11 protein-coding genes and 1 pseudogene are annotated in these 13074 nt (G+C 63.3%); 5 read left to right on the plus strand and 7 right to left on the minus strand.

The window, feature by feature from the left end:
• Positions 1-159: 159 nt before the first annotated feature.
• A pseudogene (locus PEP31012_RS01390) lies at positions 160-1392 on the plus strand (MFS transporter); the annotation flags it as partial.
• Here the strand turns inward: PEP31012_RS01390 and PEP31012_RS01395 are convergent.
• Positions 1311-2519 carry a Rossmann-fold NAD(P)-binding domain-containing protein gene (locus PEP31012_RS01395; protein WP_246171095.1) on the minus strand — a complete coding sequence of 403 codons (1209 nt, stop codon included), beginning with the start codon at positions 2517-2519 and terminating at the stop codon, positions 1311-1313. The pseudogene PEP31012_RS01390 and the gene PEP31012_RS01395 sit on opposite strands and share 82 nt — an antisense overlap.
• A 15-nt stretch (positions 2520-2534) precedes the next feature.
• On the opposite strand from PEP31012_RS01395, the gene PEP31012_RS01400 reads away from it, so the two are divergent.
• The 4 genes from PEP31012_RS01400 (at position 2535) to PEP31012_RS01415 (ending at position 6197) form a co-directional block, all read left to right on the plus strand.
• Positions 2535-3569: a CDP-6-deoxy-delta-3,4-glucoseen reductase gene (locus PEP31012_RS01400; protein WP_150587572.1), complete on the plus strand. Its 1035-nt coding sequence runs from the start codon at positions 2535-2537 to the stop codon at positions 3567-3569.
• Positions 3570-3853: 284 nt separating this feature from the next.
• A complete protein-coding gene (locus tag PEP31012_RS01405; protein ID WP_150587573.1) occupies positions 3854-5140 on the plus strand; it encodes an acetylornithine transaminase in 1287 nt (428 codons plus the stop codon).
• A gap of 83 nt (positions 5141-5223) precedes the next feature.
• Positions 5224-5721 (plus strand): GNAT family N-acetyltransferase, encoded by a 498-nt coding sequence (locus tag PEP31012_RS01410; RefSeq protein WP_150587574.1) that lies wholly within the window; start codon positions 5224-5226, stop codon positions 5719-5721.
• On the plus strand, positions 5718-6197 hold the full coding sequence (locus PEP31012_RS01415) for a GNAT family acetyltransferase (RefSeq protein ID WP_150587575.1): 480 nt from the start codon (positions 5718-5720) through the stop codon (positions 6195-6197). The genes PEP31012_RS01410 and PEP31012_RS01415 overlap by 4 nt, the downstream gene beginning before the upstream one ends.
• Positions 6198-6340: 143 nt before the next feature.
• On the opposite strand, the gene PEP31012_RS01420 is transcribed toward PEP31012_RS01415, so the two are convergent.
• The 6 genes from PEP31012_RS01420 to ispH all read right to left on the minus strand — a co-directional run bounded on the left by PEP31012_RS01420 (position 6341) and on the right by ispH (position 13069).
• Positions 6341-7054, minus strand: a complete 714-nt coding sequence (locus tag PEP31012_RS01420; RefSeq protein WP_425494903.1) for an ABC transporter ATP-binding protein — start codon at positions 7052-7054, stop codon at positions 6341-6343.
• Complete coding sequence (locus PEP31012_RS01425; protein ID WP_150587577.1) at positions 7054-7827, minus strand: ABC transporter ATP-binding protein; 774 nt, start codon at positions 7825-7827, stop codon at positions 7054-7056. The genes PEP31012_RS01420 and PEP31012_RS01425 overlap by 1 nt, the downstream gene beginning before the upstream one ends.
• Before the next feature lie 21 nt (positions 7828-7848).
• Entirely contained in the window at positions 7849-8985 is a 1137-nt protein-coding gene (locus tag PEP31012_RS01430) for an ABC transporter permease subunit (protein WP_174978068.1), read from the minus strand.
• Positions 8986-9003: 18 nt separating this feature from the next.
• Positions 9004-9954: a branched-chain amino acid ABC transporter permease gene (locus PEP31012_RS01435; protein WP_017232791.1), complete on the minus strand. Its 951-nt coding sequence runs from the start codon at positions 9952-9954 to the stop codon at positions 9004-9006.
• Between the two features lie 212 nt (positions 9955-10166).
• Complete coding sequence (locus tag PEP31012_RS01440; RefSeq protein ID WP_150587578.1) at positions 10167-11375, minus strand: branched-chain amino acid ABC transporter substrate-binding protein; 1209 nt, start codon at positions 11373-11375, stop codon at positions 10167-10169.
• A 719-nt stretch (positions 11376-12094) separates the two neighbouring features.
• Positions 12095-13069: a 4-hydroxy-3-methylbut-2-enyl diphosphate reductase gene (gene ispH / locus PEP31012_RS01445; protein WP_150587579.1), complete on the minus strand. Its 975-nt coding sequence runs from the start codon at positions 13067-13069 to the stop codon at positions 12095-12097.
• Positions 13070-13074 lie beyond the last annotated feature (5 nt).

The following is a 13074-nucleotide window of genomic DNA, read 5'->3' on the forward strand; positions in this document are numbered from 1 at the left end:
TGGCGGGTCGACCTGGCAAGGCGCCCCGCGTTCTCGACGCCTTGAACGGTCAACTCGCCGTACCCGCATGCGCCGCCACGATTGTTCCCCCAACCGTGTCCAGTCCCGTCGACAGCGTTCGGTGACCGGCTCGCGCCCCCTGTCCTCATGGAGGATTCCATGAATCAAACACACACTGTTGAGCGCCCGCTCGAAGCGAACGAAGCCAACAAAAACGAGCGCAGCATCAAAACCATTGCCATCGCGAGCGTCATCGGCACGACGGTCGAATGGTACGACCTGTTCGTGTTCGCAACCGCCTCGGCGCTGGTGTTCAACAAGGTCTTCTTTCCAAGCTTTGTCCCGCTGATCGGCACCCTGCTCGCCTTCGGCACCTTCGCGTCCGCGTACCTTGCACGTATGGTGGGTGCCGCGCTGTTCGGCCATTTCGGCGATCGGCTAGGACGCAAGTCGATGTTGCTCGTCTCGCTGGTCATGATGGGCATCTCCACGTTCTGCATTGGCCTGCTGCCGGACTACGCGTCGATCGGCATCTGGGGACCGCTTCTGCTCCTCACACTTCGCATCGTGCAGGGCCTGGCGCTGGGCGGCGAATGGGGTGGCGCGGTGTTGATGGCGGTCGAACACGCGCCTGGGCATCAGCGCGGGCTTTACGGGTCATGGGTCCAGATCGGGGTGCCGGCAGGCACGTTGATCGCCAATCTCGTGTTTCTCTTTAGCAACGTCATGCTGCCCGATGGCGCCCTGCTCGCCTGGGGTTGGCGCATTCCGTTCCTGATCAGCGTATTACTGGTCTTTGTCGGACTCTATGTTCGACTGAACACCTCCGAGACGCCCTCGTTCCGCCGAATTCAGAAAGCCAATGCGCAGGTCAAGGTGCCGCTGGCCGCGTTGCTCAGCAAGCACTGGAAACGCGTGCTGCTCGGCGGTATCGCCACCATGTCGACGGGCACGTCCTTCAACCTGATCGTTGCGTTCGGGCTGACATATGGAACCCAAACCCTGGGCTTTTCGAGTGGCGCAATGCTGACGATCGCGCTCATCGCCTGCGCGCTTTGTCTCCTGTTGTTGCCCGCCTTTGGATGGCTCTCCGATCGGATCGGCCGCAGGCCCGTGATCATGGGCGGAATCGTCGCCGAGGCGCTGCTGGCATTTCCACTGTTCTGGCTGCTCGACGCCCGCGAGTTCTCCCTGGCGTTGCTCGGTTATTTGCTGATGATGACCGCCTTCGCTGCCAACTATGGGCCGATCGCGACGTTTCTCGCGGAACTGTTCGGCCCCGAGATTCGCTACTCCGGCCTATCGGTGAGCTACATGCTGTCCGGCTTGCTGGGCAGCGCGGCGACCCCCATCGTCACGACGGCCTTGCTTTCCGTAACCGGGAAGGGCTCGTCGGTCGCCTGGTTCATGGTGGGGTCGGCGGTCATATCGGCGACCGCGTTGTGGCGGCTCGGGGCGAGCGTGGCGAGCAGTACCGCCACGTCGGGATACCGCAAGCGATAGCCGAGTTCGCGCTTGAGTCGCGTGTTGACGAGCCGTCGCGACTCAGACATGAACGACAGCAGCGTCGGCTCCAGCACACGCCGGGCTTCGTCGCGCGACACACGCGGCGGCCGGGGCAGCCCCAGGGCGTCGGCCACATGGTCGAAATACTCGCCCATGCGCCACTCGGTGTCGTCGCTCGCATGCACAATCCGCTGCGCCTTGCCGCGCCACATCGCGCGCACCAGGATCGCGGCGAGATCGTCGGCATGAATATGGTTGGTAAAGACGTCGTCGGCCGCCTGCAACGCCGGCGTGCCCTTCTGCAAACGCGTGACCGGAAGCCGATCCGCCGCGTAAATCCCCGGAATGCGCACAAGCGTCGTTCGCCACGGCACGCGCGCACGCTCGGTGAAACGCCAGGCGGCATGCGTGGCGCTCGTCGATGCCGCGCGCGCGCGCGCCGGGCCGGCGGCCAGCACACGATGCGCGTTCCGGGCGTGCGTCGACGGTCGGCCGAGCGTGCGCACCGTGCGCTCCGCATCCACACGACGCTGGCCACGCGGCGAGCGCGGCCACGGTGTGCGCGTTTCATCCACATGGGCGCCGCCGCAGTCGCCGTACACGCCGCTGGTGCTCGCGTAGACGAGAATGCAACGCGGCGCTCGAGGCAGGCGCGACAGGGCGTGCCGCCCTCCCTCGGGTACAATTGTGGGCTTCGGCGGCTGGGTGAGCGCCGCGCGCAAACGGCGCGTACGCCGGTCCAGAGTGCCGCTGCCGGCAACCCCGGCGGGCGGCGCGAGATGCAACACTCGCGGCGCCAGACGGCCGATGCGATGCAGGCTCGCCGCGTCGTCCAGATTGGCGACAACGGGCACGGCCCCCGCCGCGCGCAATGCCGCATGGCGAGCATCGCTCGACGTGACCGCGAAGACACGAAAGCGTTTGACGAGGGCCGGCAGCGCGCGCATGCCGACGTCGCCGCAGCCCACCACCAGCAGGCGCGGACGACCGAAGGGTTTTGACGATTTATTCATTTTTCGGATTGTAGTATGGCTTACAACGTTACCCTCGTGCCGAGCGGGCGCGAGTTCCAGGTCGAAGACGGCGAGGCCGTGCTCAGCGCTGCGCTGCGTCAAGGCGTCGGCCTGCCTTACGGCTGCAAGAACGGCGGTTGTGGTTCCTGCAAGGCCAAGCTGGTCGAGGGCAGCGTCGAGCATGGCACGCATTCCAGCTCCGCCCTCTCGAAGGACGAAGAGACGCGCGGTTTTGCACTGCTTTGCTGCGCCCATGCCAAGGGCAACCTCGTTGTCGAATCGCGCGAAGTCAAAGGCTTCGGCGATATCCCGGTCAAACGCTTGCCGTGCCGCGTGAACGCACTGGAGCGCCGTGCCGACGATGTCATCGTCATGCGCCTGCAATTGCCCGCCAACGAACGTTTCCAGTATCTCGCCGGGCAGTACATCGAGTTCATCCTGAAAGACGGCAAGCGGCGCAGCTATTCGATGGCGACCGCGCCGCACGAAGAAGGCTTCCTCGAGCTTCACCTGCGTCACATGCCCGGCGGCGTGTTCACCGACCACGTGTTCCATCACATGAAGGAGCGCGAAATCCTGCGCTTCGAAGGGCCGCTGGGCACGTTCTTCCTGCGCGAAGACAGCGACAAGCCGATCGTGCTGCTCGCGTCGGGCACGGGCTTCGCGCCGATCAAGGCCATCGTCGAACATGCCGCGCACAAGGGGCTCGCGCGACCCATGACGCTGTACTGGGGCGCACGACAATTGAAGGACATCTACCTGCGCGAGCTGGCCGAACAGTGGGCACGCGAGATTCCCGGCTTCACGTTCGTGCCGGTGCTCTCCGACGCCGCGCCGGAAGACCAGTGGCAGGGCCGCACCGGGTTCGTGCATCGCGCCGTGGTGGAAGACCTGCCGGACCTGTCGGACTACGAGGTCTACGCCTGCGGGGCCCCCGTGATGGTGGAGTCGGCGCGCCGCGACTTCATCGCGCATCACCACCTGCCCGAAGCGGCCTTCTTCGCCGATGCGTTCACCACCGAGGCCGACAACCCGGGCGGCGGTCAGTGAACCGTATCGATCGAACGATGCCGACGCGGCGCCGCGCGGCGTGCGCGCCACAGCGCGACCGTACCCTTTGACAAGCGCCGCGTCACCGACTTATGCTTGCCGTCATGAACCTGATTGCCATCGCCTCGATCCGACGTCGCCGTACGCTGCCCCAACCGGGATGCCGCGCGGCACGCTATCGACTGCGATAACTCGCAAGTTCTCAAGTACAGCGAAGCCACGGGCAACCCCCGTGGCTTTTTTTATGCTTCCGTCTCGCCCACCCTTGTCCTTCGGAGACCGTCATGTCGCTTGCCACGCCTTCCGCCGCCGGATCGCCCACTGCCCCCACCTCGCCCAGCGCGTCCACCGCGTCCAAGGCAGCACGCCACGCCAGGTTCTCGGAATTTGCGACCGGGGCGTTGCTGCCCATCACGTCGCGCCCCGACCTCGTCTTCACGCACGGCAAGGGCGGCTGGCTGTATGACCACGAAGGCAAGCGATATCTCGACTTCATCCAGGGCTGGGCCGTCAACAGCCTCGGCCATTGCCATCCGGTGATGCGCGACGCGCTCGCCACGCAAAGTGGCCTGTTGCTCAACCCAAGCCCCGCGTACTACAACGTGCCGATGATCGAGCTCGCCGACCTGCTCGCCACGCTCTCGGGCCTTGGCAAGGTTTTTTTCGCGAACAGCGGCGCCGAGGCAAACGAGAGCGCGATCAAGCTCGCCCGCAAGTGGGGGCAATTGCATCCGAATGCGTCGGGCGGTGCGCGCTTCGAGATCATCACGTTCAGGGACGCCTTCCACGGCCGCACGCTCGCCACCATGTCGGCGAGCGGCAAGCCAGGCTGGGACACGATCTTCGCCCCGCAGGTGCCGGGCTTCCCGAAGGCCGAACTGAACAATCTCGCGTCCGTCGAAGCCCTCATCGGCCCCGACACTGTCGCCGTGATGCTCGAACCGATTCAGGGCGAAGCCGGTGTCGTGCCGGCCACCGACACGTTTCTGAAGGAACTGCGCACCCTCACCAAATCTCGTGGACTGCTGCTGATCGTGGATGAAGTGCAGACCGGCTGCGGACGCACCGGCACGCTCTTCGCGCATCAGCAGGCCGGCATCGTGCCGGACATCATGACGCTCGGCAAAGGCATTGGCGGCGGCGTGCCGCTCGCGGCGATGCTCTGCGGCGACGAATTCGCCGTCTTCCAGCCGGGCGACCAGGGCGGCACGTACAACGGCAATCCGCTCATGTGCGCGGTCGGTCTCGCGGTCATGCGCACCGTCAGTGCGCCGGGCTTCCTCGAATTCGTGCGCGCGCAGGCCGACTACCTCAGCGCCGGATTAGACCACCTGTCATCGCGCTACGGCGGCGAGGGCGAGCGCGGGGCCGGACTGCTGCGCGCATTGCTGCTTGGCCGAGACATCGGCCCGCAACTGGTGGAAGCTGCGCGCGACATGACCCCCGACGGGCTGCTGCTCAATTCGGCGCGTCCGAACCTACTGCGCTTCATGCCCGCCCTGAACGTGAGCCGCGACGAGATCGACCAGATGCTGTCGATGCTCGACGCGCTGCTCGCCAAACACGTTTAACGCATCGGCTCGATGCACGCTGCGGCATGCCCGGCGCCTCCCGGGCAGCGCGGCGCGCCCCCATCGCACAGGAGACACCCTCAATGAACGATCTGAGTCACGGGCATCCAACACCGCCCGCCGACGCCATCGTCGACATCTCGTCCGATCCGGCGCGGCTCGACATCGGCTTCATCCATCACGCGCTCTCGACGCAAACGCATTGGGCGAAGGACATCCCACGCGTCACGCTCATGCGCGCCATCGCCCACTCGCTGTGCTTTGGCGCCTATGCCACACATGTCGAGGGGGGCGCTGCCCGTCAGGTGGGCTTCGCTCGTGTGATTACCGATCGCGCAACGTTTGCGTATCTGGCCGACGTGTTCGTCGATCCGTCGATGCGCGGGCTCGGCATCGGCAAGCGCTTGTGCGAGAGCGTGCTCGCGCATCCCGCCCTGCAAGGACTGCGGCGCTTCCTGCTCGCCACCACCGACGCGGCGGGCCTTTACGCCCGCTACGGGTTCGAGCCGCTCGACCCGGTAAACAAAATGATGCAGATCCACCGGCCCGACATCTACACCGGACCACAGGACGCGCCATGATCGCCACATTCGCCGACGTTCACATCCGCGGTTTCGACGATGCGGATACCGACGCCGTGCTCGCGCTCTGGCGCGACGCGTTTCCCGAATATCTCGCGGCCGACAAACCGCATCGCGAACCGCGCCGATCGATCGCCAACAAGGTCGCCATGCGTGACGGGTTGTTTTTCGTCGCCGTGTGCGAGCGGCAAATTGTCGGCACGGTCATGGCCGGATATGACGGTCATCGCGGCTGGGTCTACTCCCTGGCGGTGGCGCGTGCGCTGCGACGCCGTGGCGTGGCGAGCACCCTGCTGCAACATGCGGAGTGCGCGCTGGCCGAGCGAGGCTGCCTCAAGCTCAATCTGCAGGTGCTCACCCAATCGCGCGAGGCGCTGGCGTTCTACACCGCGCATGGCTACGCCGCCGACGATGTCGTGAGTCTCGGCAAACGGCTGCCGCTCACGCCGGGCACGTCGCTGTCGACGCCCCGGTAGCTCAGGTCGGTAACCTTTGGAACACCCGGAGCGCATGGAACGCTCGCAGCGCGAATATCGTTCAACGAAAACACGAAGGGCGCCGGAGTTGCCTGCGGCGCCCTTCGCTTGACGTCCGGCTTGCGCCGCACGCTCACACTCGCTTATTCCCCCAGATACGCGGCGCGCACCTTCGGATCGTCGAGCATGTCTTTCGCATCACCGGTCATGGTGACCAGACCGCTGTCCATCACGTAGCCGCGGTGCGCGGCTTGCAGGGCCAGACGCGCGTTCTGCTCCACGAGCAGCACCGTCACGCCTTCGCCCGACACCGTGCGCACCACCTCGAAGATCTTCTCGACCATGATCGGCGAGAGCCCCATCGACGGCTCGTCGAGCAGCAGCAGCTTGGGCTGACTCATGAGCGCGCGCGCCATGGCCAGCATCTGCTGCTCACCGCCCGAGAGTGTGCCTGCGAGCTGGTCACGGCGCTCCTGCAGACGCGGGAAGATGCCGAACATCTTGTCGACGTCGCGCTTGATCCCCGCGGTGTCGTTGCGCAGATACGCCCCCATCTGCATGTTCTCGAGAATGGTCATGCGCGTGAAGATGCCGCGCCCTTCCGGCACCATCGCGAGACCCAGCTTGAGCAGATCGAACGCCTTCACGCCGCGAATCGACTTGCCCAGATACTCGATGTCGCCCTCAGCCCAGGGCAGCAGACCGGTGATCGCCTTCATCGTGGTCGTCTTGCCTGCGCCGTTCGCGCCGATAAGCGTGACCAGTTCGCCCGGCTGAATGCTCAGGTCGATGCCCTTGACCGCCTTGATCCCGCCGTAAGCGACTTTCAGGCCCTTGATCGTCAACATTGCGCTCATCAATGGCCTCCCGAACCCAGATACGCTTCAATCACCGCCGGATTTTTCTGCACATCCTGCGGCAAACCCTCGGCAATCACCTTGCCGTAATCCAGCACCGTCATGCGGTTGCACAAGCCCATCACCAGCTTCACGTCGTGCTCGATGAGCAGAATCGTCTTGCCGTCGCTACGGATCTTGTCGAGCAAGCCGCGCAACTCGACCTTCTCGGTCGCGTTCATGCCGGCGGCCGGTTCGTCGAGCGCGAGCAGCTTCGGGTCGGTCGCCAACGCACGCGCGATTTCCAGACGACGTTGGTGGCCGTACGAGAGGTTCGCCGCCGTGTAGTTGGCATACTTCGCCACGCCCACGTATTCGAGCAGTTCCATCGCGCGCTCGCGAATGGCTCGCTCCTCGGCCCTCGCGCCCGGATACCGGACGATCGCGCCGATCACGCCCATCTTGGTTCGCACGTGACGGCCGACCATCACGTTCTCGACCACGGTCATGCCGCCGAACAGACGAATATTCTGGAACGTGCGGGCAATCCCCGCCTTCGCCACTTCGTGCACGGCGGTCGGCTTGTAGGCCGAGCCGTCGAGTCTGAATTCGCCCGAGTCCGGCGTATAGAGACCGGTGATCACATTGAAGAACGTGGTCTTGCCGGCGCCGTTCGGGCCGATCAGCCCATAGATTTGCCCCGGTTTGATCTCCAGGCCCACATCGGTGAGGGCCTGCAGACCGCCGAAGCGCTTGTTCACGCCCTTGACGGACAGAAGAATTTGTTCGCTCATAGTCAGGTCATCTCCCTCAACTTACAGTGTCCGCTCTTCTGGACGCGGCGACGGCCACAGGCCGGCCGGACGGTACAGCATGATCAGGATCATGGCCAGACCGTACAGCAACTGCCGGATCACTTCGGGATCGACGATGACGCTGCCAAACAGGCTCGTTTGCAACGGGCCCATGGTCGAGCGCAGGATTTCCGGGAAGGCCGAGAGCAGAATACCGCCCAGGATCACGCCCGGAATGTGGCCCATGCCGCCGAGCACCACCATCGAGAGCACGATGATCGACTCCCAGAACGTGAATGACTCGGGCGAGACAAAGCCCTGGAACGCCGAGAACATGCCGCCGGCCACACCGCCGAACGACGCGCCCATGGCAAACGCGAGCAACTTGATGTTGCGCGTGTTGATACCCATCGCCTTGGCGGCGATTTCATCTTCACGGATGGCCACCCAGGCACGTCCAATGCGCGAGTGCTGCAAACGCACGCAGACGAACGCGATGAACAGCGCCAGAAAGACGAACAGGTAGTAATACATGTACACCGAGCTGACCTGGATCCCGAAGAAGTTGTGCGCCTTCGAGAAGTCGAAGCCACCGAGCGAGGCGGGCTCGATGCCGGTGATCCCCTTCGGGCCGTTGGTGATGTTGACCGGCCGGTCCAGGTTGTTCATGAAGATACGGATGATTTCCCCGAAGCCCAACGTCACGATGGCCAGGTAATCGCCGCGCAGACGCAGCGTCGGTGCACCCAGCAGAATACCGAAGGTGGCGGCAACCGCTGCGCCGATCGGAATCGTGAACCACACCGGCACATGCAGTCCGCCTGGGAACAGATGCGCGATCCATGCGAAGTGCAGCGTGAGGTGAGGTGAGCTGAGGAAAGCGGTGACGTACGCGCCCACGGCATAGAACGCGATGTAGCCCAAGTCGAGCAGGCCGGCAAAGCCCACCACGATGTTCAGGCCCAGCGCGAGCATGATGTAGAGCAGCGCGAAGTCGAGCACGCGCACCCAGTAGTTGCCGCCGGCGTAGCCGACCAGCACTGGCGCGACAATCGCCGCGATGAGGAAGAACGCGAGACCGCGATAGGCCTTGCGAGCCGCGGCCGCTTCCGTGAGCGGCGTCGCGGCGCCGGAGGAGGTTTGTACGGGTTGAGTCATGATGTCGTTCCTCCCCGCTTATGCACGATCCGCCACGCGCTCGCCGAGCAAACCACTCGGACGGAACACGAGCACCGCAATCAGGACAATGAAAGCGAACACGTCCTGATAGTTACTGCCAAACACGCCCCCGGTCAGATCGCCGATATACCCGGCGCCAAGCGCTTCGATCAGGCCGAGCAGCACACCGCCGACCATCGCGCCCTGCAGGTTGCCGATACCGCCGAGCACCGCCGCCGTGAACGCTTTCATCCCGGGAATGAAACCCATGTAGAAGTGCACGTTGCCGTAGTTCGACGCCATCATCACGCCTGCGAGCGCCGCGAGTCCACCGCCCAGCGCGAACGTGGCGGAGATCACGAAGTTCGGGTTCACGCCCATGAGGCCGGCAACGTTACGGTTTTCCGCGGTCGCCCGCATGGCGCGGCCGAGCTTGGTGCGGTTCACGAGCTGTGTGAGCCCGAACATCACGAGGAAGGCAACGACCACGATCACGACGCCGGTGCCATTGGTCACGGCGCCGATTTGGTCGCCGTGCTGCGGAATCACGGTCATGGCGTCGGTCGGCAGCAGTTGCGGGAACGAGAGGGGGTTACGCGACCAGATCAGCATGGCGATAGTCTGCAGAAGCAGCGACACACCGATGGCGGTGATCAGCGGCGCCAGACGCGGCGCATTGCGCAACGGCCGGTAGGCCACACGCTCGATCACGAAGTTGGTCAAGGCACACACGGGCATACACACGAGCGTGGCAATGGCCAGCATGAGTGCCGGGTTCATGTCCGGCGCAATTTTCAACAACAGGTTGATGGTGGAGAGCGCGACCATCGCGCCGATCATCATCACATCGGCGTGGGCAAAGTTGATGATGCCCAAAATGCCATAAACCATCGTATAGCCGAGTGCAATGATCGCGTAGACGCTGCCAAGCACGAGGCCGTTCAAGATTTGTTGGATAAAGATATCCATGAAGCTAACTCCTTGTCCCGAGAACGGGCTCTCGACACGCTTGCCCGATCGGGCGCGCGAGGGGGTCGAGAGAACTGCGGGTAATGAGGCGTAATCCTGTGTCAGGAGGGGGGGCCGTGCCCGTCATGCAGGCACGGCGTCTTTCCGCAGAGATAGGAACGGCACCGAACGGGTAGGCAACGGTGCCGTTTCATGGCGCGAGCGCCCTAGAGTTACATCTTCACCACGTCGAGCACGCTCTTCTTCTTGTCCTTGTAGTTGTAGAGCGTGATCACCGGCTCCTTCATGTCGCCCTTGCTGTCGAAGGCGATGTGGCCGATAACGCCCTTGTAATCGGTGGCCGGCATGGCTGCCAGGATCTTGGCCGGATCGGTCGAGTTGGCACGCTTCATGGCGTCGATGATCACGTTGACGGCGTCATACGTGAACGGGGCGTAGATCTGGATCGGCTGGTTGAAACGGGCTTCGTAACGCTTCGAGAAGTCCGCACCGCCTTCCATCTTCGACAGCGCCATACCCGCTTCCGAGCAGACGATGTTGTCAATGGCGTCGCCGGCCAGTTCGGCCACCTTGTCGGTACACACGCCGTCGCCGGCCAGCACCTTGGCACCGATGCCCAGTTCCTTCGACTGCTTGGCGAACGGGCCGCCGGTCGCATCCATACCACCGTACATGATGATGTCCGGACGCTCACCCTTGATCTTCGTCAGAATGGCGCGGAAGTCCGTAGCCTTGTCGTTGGTCGCGTCGTGCGAGAGCACCTTCAGGCCGTTGGCCTTGGCGGTCTTCTCGAACTCGTCGGCCAAGCCCTTGCCGTACGCGGTCGCGTCGTCGACGATGGCCACCGACTTGGCGCCCAACGCCTTGGTGGCGTAGTTGGCCAGTGCCGGACCCTGCTGGGCATCGGTCGCCACCACGCGGTAGGCCGTCTTGAAGCCCTGCTGCGTGTAGGCCGGGTTGGTGGCCGACGGGGAGATCTGCACGATGCCGGCATCGCTATAGATCTTCGATGCCGGGATCGTCGTGCCCGAATTCAAGTGGCCCACCACGGCAACGACCTTCTCGTCGACGAGTTTCTGGGCGACCTGCGTTGCGGTCTTCGGATCGGCCGCATCATCTTCAGCCAGCAGTTCGAGCTTGACCGGCTTGCCGTCGATGACCAGACCCGCCTTGTTGGCTTCTTCGACAGCGAGGCGTGCACCATTTTCGTTATCTTTGCCCAAGTGAGCAATTTGGCCCGTCAGCGGCGCAACGTGACCAATTTTGACTACAACCGCATCACCGCCCCCGCTGGCGGCAGTCGTCGCGGCGGGCGCCGAAGCGGCACCCGAATCGGCCTGCTTTTCTTCCTTCTGACCGCATGCCGCCAACAGCGTCACTGCGGCTACAACGGGCAGTACCTTCGCGAACTTGAGTTGCATGTGATTATCTCCAGATTGTCGGCGGATGAATAACGCCAGTAACGCCAATTCAACGTTTCGTATGCGAAACGCGCGCATTGTAACTCCATTCTTTGCGGATGCGATGCTCGCCGCCACAGGGTTTTCCATAATGGAGGCCTAAGGTTTTATACCGACTTGTGCAACCCGATTTTTTCAAAAGCGCAACCCTGGATTGGATAAAGGTTTTATACACCCGTGCTCACCTGCCCGGGTAACGTCATGGTGCAAGCGGCGCACCATTCATGGGCCAGACCATTGCAACACCTAAAAGAGCAATTTGCATGCCACATAATTTTGAGCGTCCTCTCTAATTAAGGAAGCAAATAAATAATTGACTTTCGGAAAGTCAATTACGCATTTGGGCACCAATTCAATATTCACTGAATTGCAGATTGCGGCAGGGAGTTTTATCTACCGAGACATCGAAAACAGCGAAATTCGACGTGCGGATTTTTTGCAAAAATAAATTCGATAATGCGCGAATTCCGCACGACAAATCGATGGCGCGACCGGCGATCCAGCGAGTGACGCCGGACGTACGTCAGGGGGGCCTGACGCGCACCGTCTTGGGGAGCCGGCCTGAAGCGAGGAGGCGCAGGAATGCGGCATAAAAAAACCGGGGCCGTACAAGACGACACCCGGTTCGGCAGCCATGCGGGGTTGCCGCTGGCCGATCGGTCTGACTGCGATGATGGCGCTTAAGCGGCACTCACCGGCACAAGGCCCTTGGGAAGGGGAAACGCAATATTCTCTTCCACGCCATCGAGCACCTTGACCTGATTGACACCCAGCTCGCGCAGACGCGAAACGATGGATTGCGCCAACACTTCCGGGGCGGACGCTCCGGCCGTCACACCAATCCGGCGCTTGCCGTCGAACCACTCCGGCTTGAGTTGCTCCGGTGCGTCGATCATATAGGCGGGCACACCCATCTTCTCGGCGACTTCGCGCAGGCGATTCGAGTTGGAACTGTTCGGGCTGCCGACCACCACGACCACGTCGCACTGCGGCGCCATGAACTTCACGGCATCCTGGCGATTCTGCGTGGCGTAACAGATATCCTGCTTTTTCGGCTCGGTAATCAGCGGGAAGCGCTGCTTGAGCGCGTTGATGACCTCGGCAGCATCGTCGACGGACAGCGTCGTCTGCGTCACATAGGCGAGCTTGCCCTCGTCTGCGACCTGCAGCGCCAGCACGTCGTCGATCGTCTCGACGAGGAACATACCCTCGCCCGACTGGCCCATCGTGCCTTCCACTTCCGGATGCCCCTTGTGGCCGATCATGATGATCTCGAGCCCCTGGCTGCGCATCTTCGCAACTTCGACGTGCACCTTCGTGACAAGCGGGCAGGTTGCGTCGAAGATGCGCAGACCGCGCGCGTCCGCTTCGGCGCGCACCGCCTGCGATACCCCGTGGGCGCTGAAAATCAGCGTGTTGCCCGCCGGCACGTCGGTCAGCGCTTCGACGAAAATCGCGCCCTTCTTGCGCAGGTTGTCGACGACATACGCGTTGTGCACGATCTCATGGCGCACGTAAATCGGCGCGCCGTACATCGCGAGCGCGCGCTCGACAATCTCGATTGCACGGTCGACGCCCGCGCAAAAGCCGCGCGGCTGAGCCAGCAGGATTTCCGCATCCGACAGGGTCGGTGCTACAACTTGGGTGGCGCTCATCTCGA

Origin of the sequence: Pandoraea eparura (assembly GCF_902459725.1) — a bacterium.
GTDB lineage: Bacteria > Pseudomonadota > Gammaproteobacteria > Burkholderiales > Burkholderiaceae > Pandoraea > Pandoraea eparura.